The organism is Streptomyces sp. NPDC047982, assembly GCF_043204165.1.
Classification (GTDB): domain Bacteria; phylum Actinomycetota; class Actinomycetes; order Streptomycetales; family Streptomycetaceae; genus Streptomyces.
Genome location: NZ_JBIDBS010000005.1, coordinates 320346 through 343560 on the forward strand (window position 1 = coordinate 320346; position 23215 = coordinate 343560).

The 23215-nt window shown below is 74.1% G+C and carries 19 protein-coding genes and 1 pseudogene; 9 read left to right on the plus strand and 11 right to left on the minus strand.

Annotated elements, in window-relative coordinates:
- Window positions 1-453: 453 nt before the first annotated feature.
- The 3 genes from dhaK to ACGF2V_RS08800 are packed head-to-tail and all read left to right on the plus strand — an operon-like array spanning window position 454 to window position 2497.
- Window positions 454-1446, plus strand: coding sequence for a dihydroxyacetone kinase subunit DhaK (dhaK, locus tag ACGF2V_RS08790; RefSeq protein ID WP_362622366.1), 993 nt, complete (start codon window positions 454-456; stop codon window positions 1444-1446).
- Window positions 1447-1475: 29 nt separating this feature from the next.
- The gene (gene dhaL, locus ACGF2V_RS08795) at window positions 1476-2090 is read left to right on the plus strand and encodes a dihydroxyacetone kinase subunit DhaL (RefSeq protein ID WP_362622364.1); all 615 of its coding nucleotides are present in this window, start codon (window positions 1476-1478) and stop codon (window positions 2088-2090) included.
- Window positions 2087-2497 (plus strand): PTS fructose transporter subunit IIA, encoded by a 411-nt coding sequence (locus ACGF2V_RS08800; RefSeq protein WP_362622362.1) that lies wholly within the window; start codon window positions 2087-2089, stop codon window positions 2495-2497. The genes dhaL and ACGF2V_RS08800 overlap by 4 nt, the downstream gene beginning before the upstream one ends.
- A 62-nt stretch (window positions 2498-2559) precedes the next feature.
- Here ACGF2V_RS08800 and ACGF2V_RS08805 read toward each other — a convergent pair whose 3' ends face one another.
- Entirely contained in the window at window positions 2560-6111 is a 3552-nt protein-coding gene (locus ACGF2V_RS08805; RefSeq protein WP_392911292.1) for a phosphodiester glycosidase family protein, read from the minus strand.
- A 218-nt stretch (window positions 6112-6329) separates the two neighbouring features.
- Between ACGF2V_RS08805 and ACGF2V_RS08810 the strand changes: the two genes are divergently transcribed.
- A complete protein-coding gene (locus ACGF2V_RS08810; protein ID WP_389047005.1) occupies window positions 6330-6854 on the plus strand; it encodes an NUDIX domain-containing protein in 525 nt (174 codons plus the stop codon).
- Window positions 6855-6975: 121 nt separating this feature from the next.
- Here the strand turns inward: ACGF2V_RS08810 and ACGF2V_RS08815 are convergent, their stop codons facing one another.
- On the minus strand, window positions 6976-7107 hold the full coding sequence (locus tag ACGF2V_RS08815) for a hypothetical protein (RefSeq protein ID WP_362704922.1): 132 nt from the start codon (window positions 7105-7107) through the stop codon (window positions 6976-6978).
- A gap of 155 nt (window positions 7108-7262) precedes the next feature.
- Entirely contained in the window at window positions 7263-7988 is a 726-nt protein-coding gene (locus ACGF2V_RS08820; RefSeq protein ID WP_362622358.1) for an HNH endonuclease family protein, read from the minus strand.
- A 488-nt stretch (window positions 7989-8476) separates the two neighbouring features.
- Between ACGF2V_RS08820 and ACGF2V_RS08825 the strand changes: the two genes are divergently transcribed.
- Window positions 8477-9382: a SigB/SigF/SigG family RNA polymerase sigma factor gene (locus ACGF2V_RS08825; RefSeq protein ID WP_362704817.1), complete on the plus strand. Its 906-nt coding sequence runs from the start codon at window positions 8477-8479 to the stop codon at window positions 9380-9382.
- A 170-nt stretch (window positions 9383-9552) separates the two neighbouring features.
- Here ACGF2V_RS08825 and ACGF2V_RS08830 read toward each other — a convergent pair.
- Window positions 9553-10185 (minus strand): annotated as a pseudogene (locus ACGF2V_RS08830) (adenosylcobinamide amidohydrolase); the annotation flags it as partial.
- Window positions 10186-10581: 396 nt separating this feature from the next.
- Between ACGF2V_RS08830 and ACGF2V_RS08835 the strand changes: the two are divergent.
- A complete protein-coding gene (locus tag ACGF2V_RS08835; protein WP_362622352.1) occupies window positions 10582-11586 on the plus strand; it encodes a PRC and DUF2382 domain-containing protein in 1005 nt (334 codons plus the stop codon).
- Between the two features lie 249 nt (window positions 11587-11835).
- Here the strand turns inward: ACGF2V_RS08835 and ACGF2V_RS08840 are convergent, their stop codons facing one another.
- From ACGF2V_RS08840 to ACGF2V_RS08865, 6 genes are all read right to left on the minus strand, one after another.
- Window positions 11836-13059, minus strand: coding sequence for a beta-ketoacyl-[acyl-carrier-protein] synthase family protein (locus ACGF2V_RS08840; RefSeq protein WP_362622349.1), 1224 nt, complete (start codon window positions 13057-13059; stop codon window positions 11836-11838).
- A complete protein-coding gene (locus ACGF2V_RS08845) occupies window positions 13056-13334 on the minus strand; it encodes an acyl carrier protein (RefSeq protein ID WP_362622346.1) in 279 nt (92 codons plus the stop codon). The genes ACGF2V_RS08840 and ACGF2V_RS08845 overlap by 4 nt, the downstream gene beginning before the upstream one ends.
- Before the next feature lie 266 nt (window positions 13335-13600).
- Window positions 13601-15538, minus strand: a complete 1938-nt coding sequence (locus ACGF2V_RS08850) for an acyl-CoA dehydrogenase (protein WP_362622343.1) — start codon at window positions 15536-15538, stop codon at window positions 13601-13603.
- Between the two features lie 25 nt (window positions 15539-15563).
- Window positions 15564-16865, minus strand: coding sequence for a beta-ketoacyl-[acyl-carrier-protein] synthase family protein (locus tag ACGF2V_RS08855; protein ID WP_362704821.1), 1302 nt, complete (start codon window positions 16863-16865; stop codon window positions 15564-15566).
- A 207-nt stretch (window positions 16866-17072) separates the two neighbouring features.
- Complete coding sequence (locus ACGF2V_RS08860) at window positions 17073-18005, minus strand: carbohydrate kinase (RefSeq protein WP_362704824.1); 933 nt, start codon at window positions 18003-18005, stop codon at window positions 17073-17075.
- A 93-nt stretch (window positions 18006-18098) separates the two neighbouring features.
- Window positions 18099-18383, minus strand: coding sequence for a hypothetical protein (locus ACGF2V_RS08865; protein ID WP_362704827.1), 285 nt, complete (start codon window positions 18381-18383; stop codon window positions 18099-18101).
- 35 nt (window positions 18384-18418) lie between these two features.
- On the opposite strand from ACGF2V_RS08865, the gene ACGF2V_RS08870 reads away from it, so the two are divergent.
- Complete coding sequence (locus ACGF2V_RS08870) at window positions 18419-18658, plus strand: hypothetical protein (RefSeq protein ID WP_362622333.1); 240 nt, start codon at window positions 18419-18421, stop codon at window positions 18656-18658.
- On the opposite strand, the gene ACGF2V_RS08875 is transcribed toward ACGF2V_RS08870, so the two are convergent.
- Window positions 18648-18965, minus strand: coding sequence for a cupin (locus tag ACGF2V_RS08875; protein WP_362622330.1), 318 nt, complete (start codon window positions 18963-18965; stop codon window positions 18648-18650). The genes ACGF2V_RS08870 and ACGF2V_RS08875 overlap by 11 nt on opposite strands.
- A 199-nt stretch (window positions 18966-19164) precedes the next feature.
- Here ACGF2V_RS08875 and pgm point away from each other — a divergent pair, with 199 nt between their 5' ends.
- Entirely contained in the window at window positions 19165-20805 is a 1641-nt protein-coding gene (gene pgm, locus ACGF2V_RS08880) for a phosphoglucomutase (alpha-D-glucose-1,6-bisphosphate-dependent) (protein ID WP_362622328.1), read from the plus strand.
- A 286-nt stretch (window positions 20806-21091) separates the two neighbouring features.
- Window positions 21092-23200 carry a SpoIIE family protein phosphatase gene (locus tag ACGF2V_RS08885; protein ID WP_392911303.1) on the plus strand — a complete coding sequence of 703 codons (2109 nt, stop codon included), beginning with the start codon at window positions 21092-21094 and terminating at the stop codon, window positions 23198-23200.
- Window positions 23201-23215 lie beyond the last annotated feature (15 nt).

Consider the following 23215-nt stretch of genomic DNA (forward strand, 5'->3'; position numbering starts at 1 on the left):
ACTGGACGTGTACGGATGTTGCGACACAGCGGTCGTGCGGGCGTCCCGCCCGACGCGGTGCCGGCCCTCCCCGACGGCGCCGGGCCTACCAACGGTTCACCGCCGGCCACCCCGTCTTCCACCATGGTGAGCAGCAACGTACGCTGCATCATGGGGACTTGGCCCTCACTTCGGTGCAGTTGGCCGACGGGGAGGACGCCACGATCGAGGTGGCCCGCCGCCGGCCGGACGGGACGTGGCTGTGGAATCGACCGGCCCGGCGTGCTGGGCCGACCGGGAACGGACCCTTGCGTTTCTCTGCGCGCCAAGGCGCTCCGCTCCTTGTGCGCCGAGGTGTGACCGCACAACACCCGACCGGACATCCGTCCGGCCGCCTCCACCGCAACCTGACCCACCCTCAGTAGAGTCGGCTCCGGTTCAGCGACAGCCCGCCACCCTCTCTAGGAGATTCCGTTGAGGATGCTGATCAATGCCCCGGAAACCGTCGTCGCGGACGCGCTGCGCGGTATGGCCGCCGCTCATCCCGAGCTGACCGTCGATCCGGAGAACCGCGTCGTCGTGCGGCGTGACGCGCCCGTGGCCGGGAAGGTGGCGCTCGTCTCCGGGGGCGGCTCCGGTCACGAACCGTTGCATGCCGGGTTCGTCGGCCCCGGCATGCTGTCCGCCGCCTGCCCGGGCGAGGTGTTCACCTCGCCGGTGCCCGACCAGATGGTGCGGGCCGCCACCGCGGTCGACGGCGGGGCCGGGGTCCTGTTCGTCGTCAAGAACTACACCGGTGACGTGCTGAACTTCGAGATGGCCGCCGAGCTCGCCGAGGACGAGGGGGTGCGGGTCGCCCAGGTGGTCGTCGCCGACGACGTGGCGGTGACCGACAGCCTGTACACGGCGGGGCGCAGGGGCACCGGCGCCACCCTGTTCGTGGAGAAGATCGCCGGGGCGGCGGCCGACGAGGGGGCCGCGCTGGACCAGGTGGCGGCCGTGGCCCGCCGAGTGAACGATTCCTCACGGAGCTTCGGCGTGGCGCTCAGTGCCGTCACCACGCCCGCCAAGGGCTCCCCCACGTTCGACCTGCCGCCGAACGAGCTGGAGCTGGGCATCGGGATCCACGGCGAGCCGGGGCGGGAGCGGCGCCCCAGGATGACGTCGCGCGAGATCGCGGACTTCTCGGTGGACGCGGTGCTCGACGACCTGCGGCCGACCGCTCCGTTGATCGTTCTGGTCAACGGTATGGGCGCGACACCGCTGCTGGAGCTGTACGGGTTCAATGCCGAGGTGCAGCGGGCGCTGTCCGGGCGGGGGGTCGTGGTGGCTCGTACGCTCGTGGGGAACTATGTGACCTCGCTCGACATGGCGGGCTGTTCGGTGACGGTCTGCCAGGTCGACGAGGAATTGCTGCGCCTCTGGGACGCGCCGGTGGAGACACCCGCGCTGCGCTGGGGCCGTTGACCCGACTGACCCGACGACAAGGAGATCATGTGCTCGACGCCGGTTTCTTCCACCGTTGGATGACCGCGGCCGCGAGTGCCGTGGACCGCGAGGCGGACCGTCTCACCGAACTCGACTCGGCGATCGGGGACGCCGATCACGGCACCAACATGCGGCGCGGGTTCATCGCCGTGACCGCGGTCCTGGACAGGGAGGCGCCCGCGACCCCGGGAGCCGTGCTGATGCTCGCCGGGCGGCAGTTGGTGTCGACGGTCGGCGGGGCCTCGGGGCCGTTGTACGGGACGCTGCTGCGTCGAACCGGAAAGGCCCTGGGCGACGAGCCCGAGGTGACGCCGCATCAGCTGGCGGAGGCGCTCGGGGTGGGCGTCGCGGCCGTGGCCCAGCTCGGCGGGGCGCAGGCCGGTGACAAGACGATGCTGGACGCGCTGCTGCCCGCGGCCGAGGCGCTCGTGACGTCGTTCGAGGAGGCCAGGAAAGCCGCCGAGGCGGGCGCGCTGGCGACGGTGCCGCTGCTGGCGCGCAAGGGCAGGGCGAGCTACCTGGGCGAGCGCAGCATCGGGCACCAGGATCCCGGGGCGACGTCCTCGGCCCTGCTGATCGCCACGCTGGCCGAGACGGCCGGGACGGACGGAGGCGGAGGGTGAGCGACGTGAGCCAGGTCGGGATCGTGCTGGTCTCGCACAGCGGCCAGGTGGCCGAGTCGGTCGCCGAACTGGCCAGGGGGCTCGCGGCCGGTGGGGCGACGGCTCCGGTCGCCGCCGCCGGGGGCACCGCCGAGGGCGGGCTCGGCACGAGTGCGGACCTGATCGCCGAGGCCGCCGCGGCGGTGGACTCGGGGGCGGGCGTGGTGCTGCTGGTCGATCTGGGCAGTGCCGTGCTGACGGTGAAGTCGATGCTGGCCGAGGGCGACGAACTGCCGGAGGGCTCACGGCTGGTGGACGCGCCGTTCCTGGAGGGCGCGGTGGCCGCCGTGGTGACCGCGTCGGCGGGCGGGGACGTCGCGGCGGTCGAGGCCGCGGCGTCTGAGGCGTACGCGTATCGCAAGGTGTAGTGCGGCCCGGGGCCGTCCCGCGCCCGGTGGCGGGTGCGGGACGGCCCCGGGAGGCGGGCCGGTCAGGCGGCCGGGGCGGTTTCGGCCGCCGTGGCCGTTCGGCCCGCCGCGATCCTGATCACCGCCTTGCGTGTCGTGCCGTTGACCGTCACGGCGAGCGTGACGGTGCCGGGCCGGAGCGTGGTGAGGATGCCGGTCGTCGGGTCGAGGGCCGCGGTGTGGCGGTGCCGGGCGTCGGCCGGGCGGCCGATGTGGACGTTCGGGGATCCGGTCCAGTCGGCGGACAGCGGGAAGCCGACGGGTACCTGCCGGGAGCCCTGGGCGACGGTCGCCGTGACCTTCGTACGGCTCCCGACGCCGACGACCGCGGGCGCGTCGAGCGACAGCGCGTCGACGTGGGCCCGGGTCTGGACGGAGACCCAGTCGGGGCCGCCCCGCCACGGCCGCTGCCGGGCGGCGGCCTGTTCACCGGAGGTCACGCGGTCGACCCCGATCAGCGACCAGCCGGTGAATCCGCCCTCTCCGGCGGGACCGGCCGGTGCCTTGCCGGAGTTGCCGTTGATCAGGTATGGCACCCCGTCGACGTGCGAGGCGTGGAACACCCCGACATGGCCGCCGACGAACGCCGCGCCCTTGCCCGTCGTGCGACGGAAGTCGGCGAGCCACCGCTCGACGAGGGCCGCCTCCTTGCGGTCCCCGAGCCGGCTGCCCTTCTGCGCGGTCGGGTCGCGCGGCGGCACGTGCTCGATCAGCACGACCGAACCGACGGCGCGGTCCTTCGCCGCGGCGTCCAACTGGGCGCGGAACTCCTTGATCTGCTCGAAGCCGCCGCCGCGCAGGCTGAGGCTGGACGTGTCGAGGGTGATGACACGGGTGCCCTTGTGGTCGAATGTCCGGTGCGCGGGCCCGAACTCGTCCACGAAGTCGTCGATCCTCCCGCCCATCACCTCGTGGTTGCCCGGGACGTAGTACCAGGGCAGCGCGTCGCCGAGTTCCTCGGTGAGGACGCGCCGGGCGAACGCCAGGTCCGCGGGCGTTCCCTCGTCGACGAGGTCGCCGTTGACGACCAGGAAGTCGGGGCGGGCCGCCTTGATCTCGCGCAGGGTCCGCCGTGCCTGGGCGACCAGGTCGCTGTCCGGGGCGCGCGCGACGAACTGGGCGTCGGACATCACCGCGAACCGCCAGTCCCGCCGCCCGGTCACGGCGGCCGGGTCGATCAGCGGGTCGGCCGGTGCGGCCTGTTCGGGGAGGTCGGCGGCGGGCGGGACCTGGGCGGCGAGGTCGTCGATGACGATCTCACCCGTGTACTGCTTCGTGGCGGCCGTCTCGGCGAGATAGAACCGGGACACGGTGAGCGGCGTGGCGGCTCCCTGCGGCACGGCGAAGGTGACCTGCCGCCAGCCGGTCCAGGTGACGTACGGTCCGCGCAGCAACTGGTCGGAGCCGGCGGCGTCCTTGAGGTGCAGCGTCGGCCAGGCGCCCTTGCCGTCACCCTTGATCCACAGCGTGAACGACTGGGGGTGTCCGGGCACGGCCAGCGGCCGGGGCGGGGCGGCGTAGGCCGCGCGGGTGGCGGTGGACTGCGTGAAGTCGTAGCTCAGCTTCAGTCCGGTGCCGGTGCGGCCGTCGGGGGTGGCGGAGAGGGAGCCGCTCGCCCGGGCCTGGCTGAACTTCCAGGCGTCGGCGTCGTCGAAGGAGGAGGCGGCCTGTTCGCTGAGGCCGACGGTGACGGCGAGGACGGTGGTGGTTCCGGCGACGGTGGCCGTGATCCGTCCTGCACCGCTCCCGGTGCGCGAGGTGACGGTGAAGGAGCCCCGGCCGTCGTCCCGGACGTCGAAGAGCGTGCGGTCGTAGTCGAGGGTGACGTCGCGCGGCTCGATGGGGGCGGAGGTGCCGTGGGCGTCGAGCCCGATGATCCCGAACGCGCCGGTGGCGTTCGCGTCGGCGAGGCCGATGCGCCGGGCGGTCGGCTCGATGCGGGCCAGTTCGTCGAGAACGGTGAGCGTCGTGCTGCCGCGCGCGGCGCCCTTCTCGGCACGTATCTCGGTCGTGCCGCCGTGCCGCGCGGTGAACAGGCCGCCCCGGTCGACGGTGCCGACCGAGCCGTGGACGGTCCGCCAGCGCGGGGCGCCGTCGGCGGGGCCGTAGGTCTCGTCGTATCCGCTCGCGGTGAGGCGGCGGGTCAGCCCGGGGAAGACCCGGTCGGGGTGACCGCCCTCGACCGGGTCGAGGCCCGGCGCGGAGGCGGCGGGGGTGCGGGTCTGGACCCAGAAGCCCTGGAGCCGGCCGCTGCCGTCGGGGGCGGTGAGGGCGAGGCCGTTGGGGACGGTGCGCTCACTGCCGTCGGACGGGCTGTTCTCGACGCGGAGCGCGTCGCTGCCGGGTTCCCGTGCGACGAGGGTCGACGAGCCGCCGCCGTCGAGGTTGAGCGCGCTGTACGAACCGGCGCGGCGCATCATCCGCCCGAGTTCGGTGAGGGTGACGCCGCCGCTGTCGGCCTGTCGTCCGTCGACGGTGATGACCTGCATGGTCCGGCCGTCCTTCGAGAATCCGACGGCGGTACGGGGCGCGGCCGTGTTGTTGCCCTCGCCCTCGTGGTCCTGGGCGACCCCGTCGACGACGAGGAGTTCCCGGCCGCCGACCGCGGTACGCGGCACGGCTCCGCCGTCGGTGCGGGCCCGGTAGGTCAGGGACACCGGGTCACCGGGTTTCAGGGCGCGCAGCGCGGCGGCCCCGGCCTCACGGCCGGTCAGGACGGTGGCGCCGCCCGGGATCTCCCCGGATCCGGGGGTGTCCGACACGGACACCACCCTGCCGTTGCGTACGACGGCCTCGGCGACGGGCGCCGCGTCGTCCACGGTCAGCGCGCGGTCGGCGCTTCCCCAGGCGGAGGTGTAGACCCCCACTCCCCCGACGGGCACATCGGCGGCGTTGTACGCGGTGAGCGGGTGCCGGCCCGAGGGCAGGGTGAGCGTCCCCTCGAAGTAGAGGTTCAGGATGCGGCCCGCGCCGCCGGGGCCGATGCCGACGGCCCGGTCGACGCCCGGTGCCGGTGACTGGACGACGGCCCCGTCCCTGATACCGATGCCCTGCGGGGCCCCGGTCTGATTGATGTCGAAGAAGTCGGCGTTGATCGCGGCCACGGTGCGACGGCCCCGGCCCGGGTCGTGCCCGGCGGCGAGTTCGGAGACCGTGCGCCGTTCGGAGACCCTGCCGGAGGAGAGGTAGTCGGCGCGCACGCCGCTGCCGTCGAGGTCGACGGAGAGGGAGTCGACCCGCAGCCACTTGTCGGATTCGAGCCGGTCGTACGAGTCCAGTCGGATGCCCGGCGCGATCGGGCGCGAGGCGCGCGCGGTCTCGATGCCGTCACCGTCCACGACCGAACGGGGCCGCCCCACCGGGCTGCTCGCGGGCGGTGGGGAGACGGGTCCGAGGATCTCGGCCGAGGTGCGGGGGTGGGGGTCGGGGGTCGTGTCGGCGAGGGCGGGCGTGATCGCGCCGGCCGTCAGCGCGGACACGGTCGCGAGCAGCACGAGCGAACGCGTCGCCCTCCCGCGCCGCCGCGCCGCTCCCCCGGGTGATCCGTTGATCCTGCCGGCTGTGCCAAGGGCCACAAGTCCTCCTGAGGTTCCGTCGGTCGCCCGGCCCGGGCCATGGACTGGGCGCTGTCGGCCGCCAGCCTGGCCCGCGCGCGGGGCCACGCGCCAGGGGGACTCGGGAACCACGGGGAGAACACATCGGGTCGGCTCCGTGACGGGAACGATCACCTGAACGGCGGCGCTGTCCGCGACGGCATGCCCCACCGCGGCGCAGACTTGACGGCATGCCACCTTTGAAACGCGCCCGGCGCAGTGCGGGCCTCCTCCTGTTCCGCCGTGCGGACGGGGCCGCGGACGACGGGACCGAGGGCGTGCGGGCCACGGACGGCGGCCCCGGTTTCGAGGTGCTGCTCGCTCACATGGGTGGCCCGTTCTGGGCGGGGCGCGAGGACGCCGCATGGTCGGTGCCCAAGGGCGAGTACGGCCCGAAGGAGGAGCCCGAGGACGCCGCCCGCCGGGAGTTCGAGGAGGAGTTCGGTCACGCGGTGCCGGACGGTGTGTGGGTGACGCTCGGCGAGGCCCGGCAGTCCGGCGGCAAGACCGTGACGGTGTGGGCGGTGGAGGCGGACGTGGATCCGGCGACGGCCGTGCCGGGGACGTTCACCATGGAGTGGCCGAGGGGCTCCGGCGTGCTGCGGGAGTTCCCGGAGGTGGACCGGTTCGCCTGGTGCGCTCCGGGGGAGGCGAAGCGGCGGCTCGTGGCGGGGCAGCGGGTGTTCCTCGACCGGCTGCGCGAACATCTGCGCGGGGGCGGGTGACGCACGCCCTGGACGGTCCCCGGGCGGGCTGTGGGTCGTTCGTCGCTCCGGCCTCCTTCGCGATGCCGCCGGTCGGGTCTGTCTCGCCTTCTCGCCGGTCCGGTGTCGCGGTGGCGCCGGTTCAGCCGCCGTGCTCCTGATCGCCGACGCGCCCGTACGCGCCCGCGTCCGCCGCGACCGAACGGCCGTCGCGCAGTTCCATCCGGTCGCCGGTGAAACGACTGCGGAAGGCGCGGTGGTGCGAGACGACCACGACCACTCCCCGGTACCGCGCGAGCGCCGCCTCGCAACGGTTCGGGCGGGGAAGGCACGGGAATTCCCGCGCAGTTCGTCCAGCCGTCTTCCGGCCGCCGGGGCCCGCCGCGACGTCGTCCACGAGCCGTCGCGGCCGGGCCGGGTCGTGCGCGCTCACGGGCTGCAGGTGTCCAGCATCTCGCCCAGCTCGTCCTTCTCCGCCGCGGTCACCGACAGCTCGTACGCCGCCTTCACCGCGACCCAGGAGCGGGCGTAGGTGCACCAGTAGGTCTTGGACGGCGGCTGCCATTCGTCCGGCCCCTGGTCGCCCTTGGATCGGTTGGAGGCCGCCGAGACGGCCAGCACCTGCGGCCGGGCCAGGTCGTTGGCGAACGCCTTGCGCCGGTCCTGCGTCCAGGTGCGGGCCCCGGAGCGCCAGGCGTTGGCCAGCGGCACCGTGTGGTCGATGTCCAGGTCCGATGCGTCGGTGAAGGTCTCGTCGTCGTAGACGCTGACCCACTTCCCGGAGACCGCCCGGCACTTGTCGTCCCGTTCGACACCGGTTCCGTCGCGCCCCAGCACCGTCTCCCGGGTGTCGCAGGACTCGCCCTGGGAGGCCCAGTGGGGGAACTTGGAACGGCTGTAACCGGACATCGAACCGTGCGCGGCCACCTTCAGCCCGGCCAGGTCCTGCCGCGCCCGCTCGGCGCTCGGCACGCCCGGCAGGGTCGAGGCGGGCCCGTCCGCCCGGCCGCGTTCGGCACCGGCCGACGCCGAGGCGGTCGGCTTGCCGTCCGTCGTGGCGGGTGACGACGCCTCATCGAACGCGGAGCACCCCGCCATCGCGAGGACCGCCACGGTCGCCAAGCCCCGCCCCCACCAACCGTGCTGACCCGCCATGACCTGGAAGACCTCTCGCAGCTCGCACCCAAGAAACGTTCCTGCACACCCTATCGGCTCCAGCACCGCCCGGCTCGTGGCAATGTCCGGCCGCTCGAACGGATCGCTCCTGCTTCTCGGGGCGCACCGCCGCGACCGCCGACGGCGCGGTCCGGCGCCGCAGGGCCGGGCATCGTTCGCGCCACCGTCGATTTCGACTCAACTCCCGGGCGGATGTGCGCAGGCCGCCCCCGGCGGGCCGTCGGCTGTGGCAGTCTGGAGACGGCCGCCCCACCGGGCTCCCCCGTACCGGTGGGGCGGTTCCGCTGCCCTGTGCGGCGCAGCCCGGCGGTGCCGGCGCGTTCCGTCCGCGCGTTCCTGACCGGCCGTCACGGCGGTTACCGGCCATTGACCGTCGCCCTCACCGGCCGACCGTCGCTCCTCCGCATGAGTGCCCGCTTCGGGGGCAGGCGCTCCCACCTCACCTACGACCAGGGGAGTGTGACGAGATGACGGCGCACACCGCGCGCACCGTGCGCGGGGACGGTGCGGGGGCCGGGAGGGCCGAGAGCGGCCCGCAGGCCGCCGACGACGGCGAGCTGCCGTGGATCGAGAACGCGGGCGGGCTCGCCCCGTCGGACGCGCGGGAACTGTCCCGGCTGTTCTTCGAACGCCTCCGGGTCCTGGAGGAGGGCACCCCGGCCCATCAGTACGCGCGCAACACGCTCATCGAGATGAACCTCTCCCTCGTCCGGTTCGCCGCAGGGCGGTTCCGGGGCCGGGGCGGCGGCGACAGGGAGGACGTCGTCCAGGTCGGCACGATCGGACTCATCAAGGCCATAGACCGTTTCGACCTCTCCCGGGAGGTCGAGTTCACCTCCTTCGCGGTCCCGTACATCACGGGGGAGATCAAGCGCTTCTTCCGCGACACCGGCTGGGCCGTCCATGTGCCCCGCCGGCTCCAGGAGTTGCGGGTCGACATCGCCAGGGCCACGGAGTCCCTGGCCGCGCAGCTCGACCGCGAACCCACCGTTCGCGAGCTCGCCGAACGGCTGGGGCTTTGCGAGCGCGAGGTCGGCGAGGGGCTCGTGGCGGCCAACGGGTACACGGCGGGATCGCTGGACATGCCCGCCGAACCGGGGGCCACGGGGCGGCACCACGGTTCCGTGCGCACCTTCGCCGATGTCCTCGGCGGGCCCGATCCCGCCATCGAGACGGTGGAGAATCTGCACGCGCTCGCGCCGCTGCTGGGCGGCCTCGACGAGCGCGAGCGCCGCATCGTCGACATGCGTTTCGGCCAGGAGATGACGCAGTCCCAGATCGGTGCGGAGCTCGGCGTCTCGCAGATGCATGTGTCCCGGCTGATCAGCCGGATCCTGCGGAAGCTGCGCAGCGGGATGGGCGTGGAGGACTGACCCGGCCGGTGCCGCCAGTGTCAGCGGAGGCGTTCGAGGCCATGAGGAGAGCGCTCCCTTTCGTCCGTCGCGCTCCCATCGGCATCGTGTTCGTCCGCCGCGCTCACGTCGGCTTCGTCCGCCGCGCTCCGGTCGGCCCGCGGCACGGTGGATTCCCATGACCGCCGCAGCGCGCCTTCGCGAACAGCGGCATGCACGGCCCTGGCGAGTCGTGCGCCCCAGCGGGAACGCGGTCCCGCGAAGGGTTCGCCCGGAGTGCTTCCCGGACAGGGCGCGGCGACGCAGACGGCATCGGTGGGGGTGCCCGAGCAGTCGAGTCCCGCGTCCAGGAGCGCCTGCACCTTGGCCTCGGTGGCCGTGGCGACCGCGTTGACGAGTGCCGCGTCGGACAGCGCCACCGGCAGGGTGACCACGATGTTGACCGTCCCCGGCCGCGGCGGTCGCCCGGCGTCCCCGTCGGTGGCACCGGACTCCCTGGCGGGGGCCGCGGCCCAGCCGCGCACGCCGAGGCCGCAGGTGGCGGTGGCCGTCACCCCGTCGTCGGTGGCGAGGCCGTACGCGGTGACGTCGGCGGCCGTCATCAGGCCCGCGCCGGGTCCGGCGAGGCGTTCCGCGGCGGCGATCTCGGCGAGGTGGCGGTCCGGATCCATGCGTGGGTAGCCGCCGGGCACCTGGGCGTTGAGTATCCACGCGCGCGGACCGATGCCACCGCCGAGCACGGCGCTGCTGCACACCCGCCACCCCGGCCCCAGCCGCCACACCAGGTGGTGGAGGTCCAGACCGTCCTCGCGTCGTGCGAGCAGTTCACCGCGCTGCTCGGGCAGCCGGATGCGTACGGAACTGATGGGACACCCCCGGGTGGTACGGCAGGACGGGGCCGACGGCCGGCCGGACGATCATAAGCGCCGGGCCCGTGACCTCCCGGTCCCGGCCCGCAGCGCCCCGCCGTACGGCTGCGGCGCGTAGGCCCGCCAGCGTCGCGCCCCTCCGAAAGCCGCACTCACTCGATTGGCCTAACGAAGGTGCGGCCTGCGCACCGCCGTGCCCGGCCGCAACCGCCGACGGCGCACACGTGCGGCGGCCGGCGTCCGGGGGCGCGGCGGTTGCAGCGCCCATCCGGGTGAGGCGCGATGGAAATCGGACGCGCCTCCCCTGATGGATCCAGCCACAGGACGCGCCCGGGTGAGGAGGAATCGGTCATGGGAGCCGCTGACGGTTTCACGGATTCCGGAGAACTCGACGGTCTGACGGTGTACGACACCGCGGGCGAGAAGGTCGGCAGTGTGGGCCGGGTCTATGTCGACGACAACACAGGTCGCCCGGACTGGATCACGGTGAAGACCGGTCTGTTCGGCATGAAGGAGAGTTTCGTGCCCCTTGCCGGAGCTCGCCGCGTGGGCTCCGACCTGCACATTTCACATACGAAGGAGCGCGTCAAGGACGCCCCTCGGGTGGACGCGGACGCGCATCTGTCCGTGGCGGAGGAGGAGGAGCTCTACCGTCACTACGGCCTCGCCAGGGACACCACGGCCAGGCTCGGAGGCCGGGAGGGCACCGGAGCCACGACCGGGGCCGGGGCCATGGGCGCGGCCGACACCGGGCGTACCACCCGGCGCGACAGGTCGGCCACGACCGGCGCCCCCGCCCCGGACATGGACACCTCCCGCCCCACGCCGCGCACATCCGGCATGACCGGAGCCGGTGCGGGCACGGGCAGGCACCGTGACACCGAGGCGACCGGCCGGCCCCTCGTCGGCGCGGGCGCGGGCACCGAGCGGTCCGCCGAACTGCGCGGCAAGGAGGAGATGATCCGCTCCGAGGAGCAGTTGCGCGTCAGCACCGAGGAGTACGAGAGCGGCAGGGCCCGCCTGCACAAGTACGTCGTCACGGAGAAGGTGACCAGGACGGTGCCGTTGACGCACGAAGAGGTACGGGTGGTCCGCGAGCCGCTGCAGCCCGGCGAGAGGACGACGGGGCCCACGAGCATCCGCGAGCAGGACGTCGAGGTCACCCTGCACGCCGAGCGCGCCACCACGCGCAAGGAGACCGTGCCCGTCGAGCGGGTGCGCCTGGAGACCGAGCGCGTGACCGAGCAGAAGGAGATCTCCGCCGAACTCCGCAAGGAACAGATCGACTACACAGGCGGCGACAACACCGGTCGCGAGCGCCCCGGCGGTGAGTTCGGCCGGGGACGCCACCGCTGACCGGGTACGGGTAGGACGCTCCCGGCCGTCGCCCGGGAGCCGGGGAGCGGGGGTGCGGACCCGGGCCCCTCACGGGTCCGCCGCTTCCGCGCCCGCGGGCTGTCGCCCCGCCGCGTCGGCCGGGCGTGAGGTGACCGGTGCGGGCGGGTCGCGCCGGGGCCGGATGCCGGGATCGTGACACGGGTACGGCACGGTCCGGCCGGTGTGCGGCGCCCCGTGGTCGGCCCGGACGCACCGTTCGGCCGCCGTCTATGGCCGTTGGAGGGCGAGCACGGCGTTGTGCCCGCCGAAACCGAAGGAGTGGCTGACGGCCCGCCGGACGGGGCTTCGCAGCGGCTGCCCGATGACGCAGTTGATGTCGAACTCGGGTGCCGGGGCGTCCAGGTTGGCGATCGGTGGCACGACGCCGCGCTGGAGCGTCAGGACGGTCAGTCCGGCCTCGATCGCCCCTGCCGCCCCCATGCAGTGGCCGAGTACGCCCTTCGGCGCGGTGACGGGCGGCCGGTGGGGGTAGACCCGCCCGATGAGAGCGGCCTCGGTGGCGTCGTTGCTCGGCGTCGCGGTGCCGTGCGCGTTGACGTGGTCGACGTCGCCGGGCCCCCAGCCCGCGTCCCGCAGCGCGGCCTCGACGGCGGCCTGGGCGACCGCTCCGGACGGGTGCGGGCGCGTGGGGTGGTGGGCGTCGGTGGTGGCGCCGGTGCCGGCGAGCAGCGCCCTCGGCGTGGCGCCCCGGGCCGCCGCGTCGTCCGCCCGTTCCAGCACCATGACGGCGGCGCCCTCGCCCATGACCAGTCCGGTCCGGTCGGCCGCGAAGGGACGGCACAGCCGGGCCGGGTCGCCGACCGCCCGGGCCGCGGCACCGGACCGGGCGAATCCGGTCATCGCGACCGGGTAGACGATCGACTCGGTGGCCCCGGCGATCGCGATGTCGCACTGCCCGGTGGCCAGCAGGTCGCGGGCGAGGGCGAGGGCGGTGGCCCCGGACGAGCAGGCGGTGCACGGTGCGAGGCTGGGCCCGGTGGCCCGGAACTGGATCGCGATCTCGGCGGCGGGCATGTTCGGGATCGTGAGCAGGATGCCCGAGGGCGACGTGGCGTCGGGCCCGTGCCGGTCGAGCACCACGGCCTGCTCGGTCAGTGCCGCGGAACCCCCGCTGCTGGTGCCGACGACGACCGCGACCCGATCACCCTCCCACCGCTGCGGGTCCAGTCCGGAGTCGGCGACCGCCTCCCGGGCCGCGACGACGGCGAGCTTGACGTACTTGCCCATCCGGAAGGCCGTACGGCCGCCGATCGCCGCGTCGAGATCGATCCCGTCGACCGTGCAGGCGAAATCGATCGCGCACCCGTCGAGTTCCGGGACGGTGCGCACCGGCGAGACCCCGGCGCACACCCCCTGCCAGGTGGATTCCGTGTCGTTGCCGACCGGGGTGATCATCCCCAGGCCCGTGACGGCGATGTCCGGCTTGTTCATCGGGCGTTGCTCAGGTGTGCCTCGGGGCGTGCCGGCGTCCCGCTGCCGCGCGGTGGGTCGATGAAGCGCGAGATCTCGGCCAGTGTGGCCTCCTTGGGGAGCCCGCCCAGGTCCGCGTCACCGCCCGTCGTCTCCCTGAGCAGGACGGCGAACTCGGCGACGGCGAGGGAGTCCATCTCCAGGCTGTCCATCGTGGAGTCCGGGTGGATCTCGGACGGCGGCACCTTGAAGGTATGGGTCAGGACTTCGGTGATCCGCGGATGAATCGCGCTCATGAGCTTCCTCTCCATCATTGGGTACGGCTCATTCGGTACGACTGCCGACGCAGGGGGACAGCATCGTCCCGACGCCGGATCAACTGAGTGACGTCGATCCAGTTACGCCTTGTGGCGAACCGATTCCGCACGGCCGGTCGGCGGCGATGCGCGCCAGCAGTCCAAAAGGGCCGGCGTCCCCCGGAGGACCAGCGGCACGACACGGACCACGAGGACACCGGTCACCTCCCCGGCCCGGTGGCCGCGACCGGTGGTCCCCGCGTCGTTCACCGCTCCCGCCGCTCGCCCGGAACCCTCGCCCGGTCCGGGCCACCGTTCCGGTGCCATGGGGCCTGCGGGTCGTCGTGGACGTCGATGTAGCCGGCCCCGGCGATGGGCCAGTCCGCGAGGAGTTCGGCGGGCAGGGCGAAGGAATCGACGAGTTCGGGGAGCCGGTCGACGAGAGCGGCGATCAACCGGTCCGCCTCGTCGGGAAGTTCATTGATTTGACGGGTCGTCATGCATCCGGAGGCCAGCAGGTCGCCACTGTCGCGCGCGATCCTGTCCAGTGCGAACAGCCTCTGCAACCAGACGAGTTGCTCACGGGCGCGGCCGTGCGGCAACTGCTGCGCCGCGTCCGCGAACGCCTCGGCCGCCTGCCGGTGGGCATGGGCCTCGACGCCTCTCAGGGCGGGCCCGGAAGCCGCGTTCCAGCGTGCCAGCGGATCGCCGTGCGGCACGCTTCCCATGCGCCGGCCGGCGCGGTCGAACCAGATCCTCTCCAGGGCCGCCAGGAGCCCGAGGAGGAACCGGGGGTCGGAGAGTTCGCCCGGCTCGCCGCCCAAGGGGGCCGCGTGCCCGGCCGGTTCGGTGGCCAGGAGCATCTCCGCGGCGGCCTTGGCGTGGATCGCCAGGTTGTCGCCCTCCGCGGTGATGGCGCCCTCCACCCCGGTGAGGAGCGCGCTCATGCCGTTGTTCTCCAAGAGCGCCTGGGCGCCACAGCGTTCACGGCATTCCACGATCACCGACCTGGCCTGCCAGGTGATCCACCCCTTGGCGACGGCGACCAGCCGCTCCGCCTCCTCCCGGCCGGTGCCCGCCGCGTCCCGGCCTGCCGCTTCCCAGCGGTCCAGGGCCCTGCGGTGCAGCAGGCTCATCGCGAAGACGGTGGCCATGGCGCGGACCAGCGGCCCGTGGTGGCTGCGGTGTGCCATCACCGGCACGTTCCCCGTGCCCCGGGGCCCGGATACGTGGCGGTGGCCGCCGTAGCGGACGGCGACGGCGAGCGTGGCGCGCGCGGAGCCGACCGCGCAGGCGCTCATCGAGACCTTTCCGGCGGTCACCCTCCCGATCGACGCGAGGAGGCGCCGCCTGCGGTTGCCGATCGCGCTGCTGAACACGCCGTCGTCGTCGATCCGCCCGTGGTCCCCGGCGAGCAGCGCGCCGCGCCCCACGAAGACCTCGTCGAAGGAGGTCAGGCAGTGGTCCACCGGGCTCCCCATGCGCTCGGGAAGCCTGCGGACCCGCACTCCGGGCAGGGGGCGGTTGGCGTCGGTGAGCGGTACGAGGAAGAGGAAGACCCCCTGATCGGCGCCGTCGACGAGCAGGCGGGCGGCCACGAGCCCCGTCTTGGGGCCGCCCGCCGGGCCGGTGTTGGGCATGAACTTCTGGGCTCCGGCGTGCGGTGTGTGCAGGACGAACCCGTCACGGGCGCGCTCGTAGCGGGCGGTGGTCTCGATGGCCGCCGCGTCGTTGCCGTGCGCCAGCTCCGTGCACAGGAAGGTGCCGGTGCTCCGCAGCCGGAGGAAGTCCGACAGGTCGCGGCGGCCGGGGGCGTCGTGGTCGAGGAGGCTGCCGAGGAAGAGGTTGTAGTGGATGCCGGCCACGGTCGTGAGCGCCGGATCGACCGGGCCGAGCCACTCGTGCAGGGCCGCGAGAGCGCGCGGGTCGGCGGCGAGCCGCGCACCGCCTTCGGTAGCGGTGCCGGGGCCGTCGCCGATGTCGCCGTCGATGCCGTCGACGAGGGCGTCGTTGAGCGCGCGCAGGCGGTCGTACGCGAGGCGCAGGCGCTGCTCGGGGGTGGGGTGGTCCGGTCGCCGGAACGGTTCTGTGGCGATCAGCCGGCGCCAGAAGCCGTGCTCGCGGTGGTGGTCGTCGCCGAGGAGCACCGCAGTGAGGAGTTCCGTGGACCGTTCGGTGAACGGGCTGTCGATCGTCGCGGTCATGAGACATGAACGATTCAGTCAACGGCTAGGACACCGGGGCCGGTCCGCCGCCACGCCCCGTGCCGGGACGGCTCCGCCGGGACCCCGGACCGTCCTCGTCGGCGCGCCGGAAGGCGAGCACGACGTTGTGCCCGCCGAATCCGAAGGAATGACTGAGCGCACGCTCGACGTCCTGGGCCCGCGGCTCCTCGACCACGCAGTCGAGGTCGAAGCCGTCGGGCAGCGAGTCCAGGTTGGCGACCGGGGGCACCAGCCCGCGTTCCAGGGTCAGTACGGTGGCCACCGCCTCGATGGCGCCTCCCGCCGCGAGCGTGTGTCCGAGCACCCCCTTCGGCGCGGTCACCGTCGGCCGGTGGGGGAACATGCCGGAGATGAGGCCGGTCTCCATCGCGTCGTTCAGACGGGTGGACGTGCCGTGGGCGTTGACGTGGTCGACCTCGGGGGCCGTCCAGCCCGCCTCGCTCAGCGCCGCTTCCACGGCCCTGCGCGCCCCGGCCCCGTCCGGGGAGGGTGCCGTGGGGTGGTGGGCGTCGGTGCCGGCTCCCGTGCCGGCCAGCAGGGCGCGCGGACGCCGGCCGCGGGCGTACACGTCGGGCGTGCGCTCCAGCACCAGTGCGGCGGCGCCCTCGCCGATCACGAATCCGTCCCGGTCGGCGGCGAACGGCCTCGACGCCCGCGCGGGGTCGGCGGTCCGCAGCGAGAGCGCGCCCATGCCCGCGAAAGCGCTCACCACGAGCGGGGTCACCACCGACTCCGCGCCGCCCGCCACCACCACGTCGCACCGGCCGCTCGTCAGCAGGTCGCGGGCCAGGGCGATCGCGGTCGCCCCGGACGCGCACGCCGTGGCCGGGGCGAGGCTGGGGCCGTGCGCCCGCAGCGCGATGGCCACCTCCCCCGCCGCGGCGTTGGGCATCATCATCGGGACGAGGAGCGGTGACACCGCCTCCGGCCCGCCGTCGTCCAGCCTGCGCACGTTGTCGGTCAGCACGGCCACCCCGCCCACGCCGACCCCGAACACCACCCCCACCCTGCCGCCGTCCCACCGCTCCGGTGCCAGCCCGGCGTCGGCGACCGCCGCGCGGGCGGCGACCAACGCCATCTTCACGAACCGCGCCATCCGCCACACCGAACGCCCGCCGACGGCCTCGTCCAGGTCGATCCCGTCCACCGGACAGGCGAAGTCGACCGGCAGACCGGCCAGTTGTTCACAGCGCCGGGCCAGCGACAGCCCGGCGCACAACCCCTCCCAGAAGGTGTGCTCGTCCGCTCCCGCGGGAGTCACCATCCCCATGCCGGTCACCGCAACGCCCGTGTCGGCCCGCCCCATGTTCCGCCCCCTCCTCCGTAATCGATCACGCCTACCGGTTGTCGAACGGCCGTAGCCTCAGGAGGATGCGGTCAATGAGCCGAACGGGTCATGGTCGGGCCGTCCGGGCCACGCGCGGGGACACGTTCACCCGTCCGCCGCAGCTGCGTCGCGCCGCCCGGCGAGCGTCCCGTACGGCCGGCTCGGGGCGCGGCGCCGCCGTCGTGGTCAGGCACGGGCGAGTGCCGCCCGCAGCTCGGCCGCGTCCGGCGGACTGGCCCCGGCCCGTGCCACGGTGACGGCGGCGCAGGCGGCGGCGTGGCGCAGGACGTCGGCGACGGTGTCCCGGTCCGCCGTGCGCAGCCGCTGTCCGCCGCCCGGGCCCAGCAGCCCGTGCGCGGCGAGGGCGTGCAGGGTGCCGGACATGAAAGCGTCGCCCGCCCCCACGGTGTCGACGACGTCGGTGGCGAACGCGTCGACCGCGACGCGCCCGCCGGGCAGGACGGCCAGGGCGCCGTCGCCGCCGCGGGTGACGAGGACGGCGGCCGGGCCCCGGCCCAGCCACCGCCGCGCCACCGCTTCGGGCTCCTCGCCGGGGTACAGCCATCGCAGGTCCTCGTCGCTGGCCCTGACCACGTCGCTCAGCGCGACGCAGCGCTCGACCCGGCGGACGGCGGCGCCGTGGTCGCCCATCAGCGCGGGCCGCACGTTGGGGTCGTAGCTGACGGTCGCGCAGGTGCGCAGCGACTCGACGGCGGCGAGGACGGTGGCCGCGCCGGGGTCCGTCACGGCGGCGATCGAACCGGTGTGGACGTGGTGGGGCGGCCGGTCCGGCGCGACCGGGGTGAGCGTCCAGGCGATCTCGAAGGCGTACGCGGCCCGGCCCTCGCGGTCCAGGGTCACGACGGCCGACGGGGTGGGTGCCGTCGTGCCGTCCGTGCGCACCTCGACCCCGGCCTCGGTCAGGTGACTCCTGATCAGGCGTCCATGGCCGTCGGGCCCCAGCTGTGTGACCAGGGTGACGGCGTGCCCGAGCCGCGCCAGGCCGTGGGCCACGTTGGCAGGGCTGCCCCCCGGATGGACATGGACGTTCGAGTCCGGCATCCGGACGATGTCGGCGACGCATTCGCCGATGACCAGCAGGTCGAGGGGGTCGGGCATGGGGGCGGGGCCTCCTGGCGTGCGGGCCGCTGGCGACCCGGCGGACGGTGCGGCGTGCGGTCACGGTCGGTCCCATCCTGCCCCGGCCGCTGGTCACCGGCCGGTGACGGTCTCCACCGCGTCCGCCACGAAGTGCGTGCGGGAGACGGGGGACTCCCCGGTCTCCCAGCGCTCGGACGGGGTTCGGTCCGGGTTGTTCGGGCTGCTGGGCGTCATCGGTGTCCTGGGCATGAACGTCGCCGCCCGGCTGAGCGACCGCGGCCGGGCGCAGGCGGTGTCGGGGACGGCTGCCGCGCTGCTCACCCTCTCGTGGCTGCCGCTGCTGGCCGGGGAGTCCTCCCTGCCGTGGCCGGCGGTCGGGGTGATCTCGCTCAACATCGCCCCAGCAGGCGGGGCTCAACGGCTGCCAGAACGTGATCCACGCGCTCCGTCCGGAGGCCCGCAACCGGATCAACGCCGGGTTCATGACGCTGTTCTTCCTGGGCGGCGCGCTCGGCGCCGCGCTCGCCTCGATGGTCTGGTCGCGGGCGGGCTGGAGCGGTGTCTGCCTGCTGGGCGGACTGCTGGCCGCCGGGAGCCTCGTGCTGTGGGTGCTGGAGCGGGTCCGGACGGGCGGCGCCGCACGAGCCGTCCCCGGCGCCGTCACTCGTTGACGGTGGTCAGCAGCACCACGGCGTCCTCCAGCGCCTCCAGCCCGTGCCGCTCCCTCGGGACGGGCTGGAGCTCTCCGGCGCCCACCTCCACGTCGCCCGAGGCCACGGTCAGGCGCACCCGGCCGCGGAGCACCTGCAGGGAGCCCGCGGCGGGCGCGTTGTGCTCGTCCAGGGCGGTGCCCGCGGCGAGGGCGATGACGGTCTGGCGCAGGGGTTCCTGATGCAGCAGTCGGTGGGCGCTGCGGCCGTGCGCGGAGGCGCGGGCCGCGGCCAGGTGCTCGTCGGCGAGGGCAGTCAGATCGTCCATGTGCCCACTGTGCCGCAGGTCCTGGGCCCGCGCGAACCTTCCGGTCCCCCGCCGCACGGGCTCGCACGCCGGCCGCCCCGTCCGCGGGCTCCCGCCCCGCCGTGCCGATGCGGCGGGGCGCCCGCGGACCGGCTCGGACGACCCGCGAAGATGGCACGGGGCAAGCCCGCGACGACCGACCGATACGGAGGACTGACGGATGCCGCACGAACGAGCGGGACAGCCGGCCCGGCCGGAGGATCTCACCGATGTGGCACGGCTGGTGACGGCGTACTACACGCTGCACCCGGATCCGGCCGTGCCGGACCAGCGGGTGGCGTTCGGAACCTCCGGTCACCGGGGGTCGTCCCTGGCCACCGCGTTCAACGACGACCACATCGCCGCCACCAGTCAGGCCATCGTCGAGTACCGGGCGCGCCGGGGCACGGACGGGCCGCTGTTCCTCGGCGCGGACACCCACGCCCTGTCGGAACCGGCCCGGGCGACCGCCGTCGAGGTGTTCGCCGCCAACGACGTGACCGTGCTCGTCGACCCGGCCGACGGATGGACCCCGACCCCCGCGGTGTCGCACGCCGTCCTCACCCACAACCGGGGCCGGACGTCGGGCTTCGCCGACGGTGTGGTGGTCACCCCGTCCCACAACCCGCCCGCTGACGGCGGGTTCAAGTACAACCCGCCGAACGGCGGACCGGCCGGCTCCGAGGCCACCGGCTGGATCCAGGAGCGGGCCAACGAGATCATCGCGGCGGGCATGAAGGACGTGCGCCGGCTGCCGTACGCCCGCGCGCGGGCGGCGTCGACCACCGGGACGTACGACTTCCTCGACGCCTACGTGAGCGACCTGCCCTCCGTGCTCGACCTGGACGCGATCCGCTCCGCCGGGGTACGCGTCGGCGCCGACCCGCTGGGCGGCGCCTCGGTCGCGTACTGGGGCCGCATCGCCGAGCAGCACGGGCTCGACCTGACCGTGGTCAACCCGCTGACCGACCCCACCTGGCGGTTCATGACGCTGGACTGGGACGGGAGGATCCGGATGGACTGCTCGTCGCCCAGCGCGATGGCCTCGCTGATCGCCCGGCGCGACCGCTACCAGATCGCCACCGGGAACGACGCCGACGCCGACCGGCACGGCATCGTCACCCCGGATGCCGGGCTGATGAACCCGAACCACTACCTGGCCGTCGCCATCGACCACCTGTACACGCACCGCGAGGGCTGGCCGGCCGCCGCGGGCATCGGGAAGACGCTCGTCTCGTCGGCGATGATCGACCGGGTCGCCGCCGGTCTCGGACGGCGGCTGGTCGAGGTGCCGGTCGGCTTCAAGTGGTTCGTCGACGGGCTGGCCGACGGATCGCTCGGGTTCGCCGGCGAGGAGTCGGCGGGGGCCTCGTTCCTGCGCCGCGACGGTTCGGTGTGGACGACGGACAAGGACGGCATCCTGCTGGCGCTGCTCGCCTCGGAGATCCTCGCGGTGACGGGAAGGTCTCCGTCGGAGCACTACGCGGCGCTCACCTCCCGGTTCGGAGAACCGGCGTACGCGCGCACGGACGCCCCGGCCACCCGTGAGCAGAAGGCCGTGCTCGCCCGGCTCTCCCCCGCGCAGGTCGGCACCGGCGCCCTGGCCGGCGAGCCGGTGACGGCCGTGCTCACCGAGGCGCCCGGAAACGGGGCGCCGATCGGCGGCATCAAGGTGACCACGCGGAACGCCTGGTTCGCCGCCCGCCCCTCGGGCACCGAGGACGTGTACAAGATCTACGCCGAGTCGTTCCTGGGCCCCGACCACCTGGGCAGGGTGCAGGAGGAGGCCCGGGCCGTGGTGTCCGCGGCCCTGGATGCCTGAGGAGGGCCGCCCGGTCCGGACATCCGTCCGGTGAACCCGGCCCGAAGGAACGGGCATCGCCGGACGGCGCACCGAGCGGGAGCGGGCCGGGTCCGTGCGGGACACGTCTGTCGGCGCACGGGTGAGCCGCCGACGGACAGCGGTCGCGGTCCGGCCGGCGGTCCACCGGCCCGCCCGTGGCGGTTCACCCGTACACCGCCCGCCGGTGGCGATGCGTGGGGCGCGGGCCGACGCTTGGCATCAGCCTCCGATCCACGCGGGGGCGAAGCCTCATGGGGGTGAACCCGTGTCGGATGCCGGTGCACCGGGCCCCGCGTCGGCACGGGCCGACGCCATGGGGGCGGCGCTGCTGCGCACGCTGTTCGCCCAGTCGGCGGTGGGGCTGCACGTGCTGGACACCCGGCTGCGCCTGGTGCGGGCGGCCAGCCTGTCGGGTGCAGGGGCCGCCGAGCACCTGGTGGGGCGTCACTTCACGGACGCCTACCACTGCGAACGGCCGGAGCGGGTGGAGCGGTTGCTGCGCGAGGTGCTGGACAGCGGCGTCTCCGTGCACGACCACGTGATCCGGGGCAGGCTCACGGACTCCTGCGGCCCGGACCGCAGCCTCATGGTGTCGGTCCACCGGCTGGAGGAGGCGGACGGCCGTGTCCTCGGCCTGCTGGCCACGCTCGTCGACGTCGACGAGCGGGAGAAGGAGCGCGTCCGGGCGACGTGCCTCGCCGCCGTACGGACGACGGTGGGCAGGTCGCTCGATGTCGCGACCACCTGCGAGGCGCTCACGGAAGCCGTTGTTCCGGTGTTCGCCGACCTCGCGGTGGTGGAGGTGGTGGACGACGTGGTGCGCGGCTCGGATCCGCCGCCCGGCCCCCTGGGCCCCGCGGTCCCGCTGCGCCGCGCGGCCGTGCGCGGCGGGGACGACCGCCTGGAGGGCCTCGCCCCGGAGATGCGCCGGCTGCCGGCCCGTACGCCGCACTCCCTGGCGGCCTCGGATCTGCGGGCCCGCCTCGTGACGGTCGGCGACCGGACACCGTGGCTCGACGCCGCCCCGGACACCGCCCGGCTGGTACGGGCGGCCGGGGCCCACTCCTTGATCGTCGTCCCGCTGACGCTGCGCGGGACGGTGCTCGGCCTTATGAGCCTGTACCGGTGCCGGGGAACGGACCCGTACGAGGAGAGCGATCTCCCCCTCGCCCTGACGGCGGCCGCCCATGCCGCCCTGAGCATCGACAACGCGCGGCGCTACGTGCGCGACCATGTGATCGCGTCGACGGTGCAGCGCAAACTCCTGCCCCAGCGGGAGGGCGGCGGCGTGGCCGTCGAGGCGGCGCACGTCCTGCTGCCCGGCCGCGGCAGCGGATGCTGGTACGACACCATCAACCTCTCCGGGGCCCGCACTGCCCTGGTCGTCGGCGCCGTCGAGGGCTCCGGTCTGCGGGCGGCCGTGGTCATGGGACAGCTGCGGACCGTGATCCACGCACTGGCCGGCCTCGATCTGGAGCCCGACGAGGTGCTGGCCAGGCTCGCCGAGACCGCCGTCCGGCTGGCCTCCGAGCAGGTGGAGCCGCCGCCCGTCGGCCGGGGGCAGACCCAGCCCCTGACCGCGACGTGCGTCTACGCCGTCTACGACCCCCTCGCCCGCACCTGCACCGTGGCCCGGGCTGGGCATCCGGCGCCGGTCCTGGCCACGCCCGACGGCACCGCGAGCGCCCTGGACGTGCCGGAGGGGCCCTCGCTGTTCGACACGGACGGCTCGCCGTTCGCCATGACCGAATTACGGCTCGCCGAGGACAGCGTCCTGGCCTTCTTCACCGGGACCCTCCTGTCCGACGAGCGGTCCGCGGACCAGGTGCGGGAGGCTCTCGCGCGGCCGGGGCGAAGCGTCCAGGACCTGTGCGACGACGTGGTCTACGCCCTGCCCGACAGCACGCGCGCGGAGGGGGTCGTTCTCCTGATCGCCCGCACCGGAGCGGTGCCGGCCGACCGGGTCGCGGCGTGGGAACTGGCCCACGACCGGACGACCCCCGGCATCGCGCGCACGCTCGTGCGCGATCGGCTCGACGGCTGGAACCTCGACGAGAAGACGGCGGAGGCGACCGAACTCATCGCGAGTGAACTGATCACCAACGCGATCCGCTACGGCGCCCCTCCGCTGCGCCTGCGGCTGATCCTGGACCGCACGCTCACCTGCGAGGTGCACGACAGCAGCCGGGTGTCGCCCCATCTGCGCCATGCGCGCACCGTCGACGAGGGCGGGCGCGGGCTGTTCATCGTCTCCCGGCTCGCCGCGCACTGGGGTGTGCGGTACGGCGCCGACGGCAAGACCCTGTGGACCGAGCAGGAGATTGCGGACGCGTCCGCCGCCGGGCCATTGCCCGCTGCACTCGACCATGGTTGAGTGCCATATAAAGAT

Excerpts from the sequence above, each read along its gene's own strand:
- ACGF2V_RS08820 (WP_362622358.1), bottom strand. The coding sequence starts at position 7,988 with ATGGCGGGTCAGCACGGTTGGTGGGGGCGGGGCTTGGCGACCGTGGCG.
- ACGF2V_RS08825 (WP_362704817.1), top strand. The coding sequence starts at position 8,477 with ATGACGGCGCACACCGCGCGCACCGTGCGCGGGGACGGTGCGGGGGCC.
- ACGF2V_RS08835 (WP_362622352.1), top strand. The coding sequence starts at position 10,582 with ATGGGAGCCGCTGACGGTTTCACGGATTCCGGAGAACTCGACGGTCTG.
- ACGF2V_RS08840 (WP_362622349.1), bottom strand. The coding sequence starts at position 13,059 with ATGAACAAGCCGGACATCGCCGTCACGGGCCTGGGGATGATCACCCCG.
- ACGF2V_RS08845 (WP_362622346.1), bottom strand. The coding sequence starts at position 13,334 with ATGAGCGCGATTCATCCGCGGATCACCGAAGTCCTGACCCATACCTTC.
- ACGF2V_RS08850 (WP_362622343.1), bottom strand. The coding sequence starts at position 15,538 with ATGACCGCGACGATCGACAGCCCGTTCACCGAACGGTCCACGGAACTC.
- ACGF2V_RS08855 (WP_362704821.1), bottom strand. The coding sequence starts at position 16,865 with ATGGGGCGGGCCGACACGGGCGTTGCGGTGACCGGCATGGGGATGGTG.
- ACGF2V_RS08860 (WP_362704824.1), bottom strand. The coding sequence starts at position 18,005 with ATGCCCGACCCCCTCGACCTGCTGGTCATCGGCGAATGCGTCGCCGAC.
- ACGF2V_RS08865 (WP_362704827.1), bottom strand. The coding sequence starts at position 18,383 with ATGTTGAGCGAGATCACCCCGACCGCCGGCCACGGCAGGGAGGACTCC.
- ACGF2V_RS08875 (WP_362622330.1), bottom strand. The coding sequence starts at position 18,965 with ATGGACGATCTGACTGCCCTCGCCGACGAGCACCTGGCCGCGGCCCGC.
- pgm (WP_362622328.1), top strand. The coding sequence starts at position 19,165 with ATGCCGCACGAACGAGCGGGACAGCCGGCCCGGCCGGAGGATCTCACC.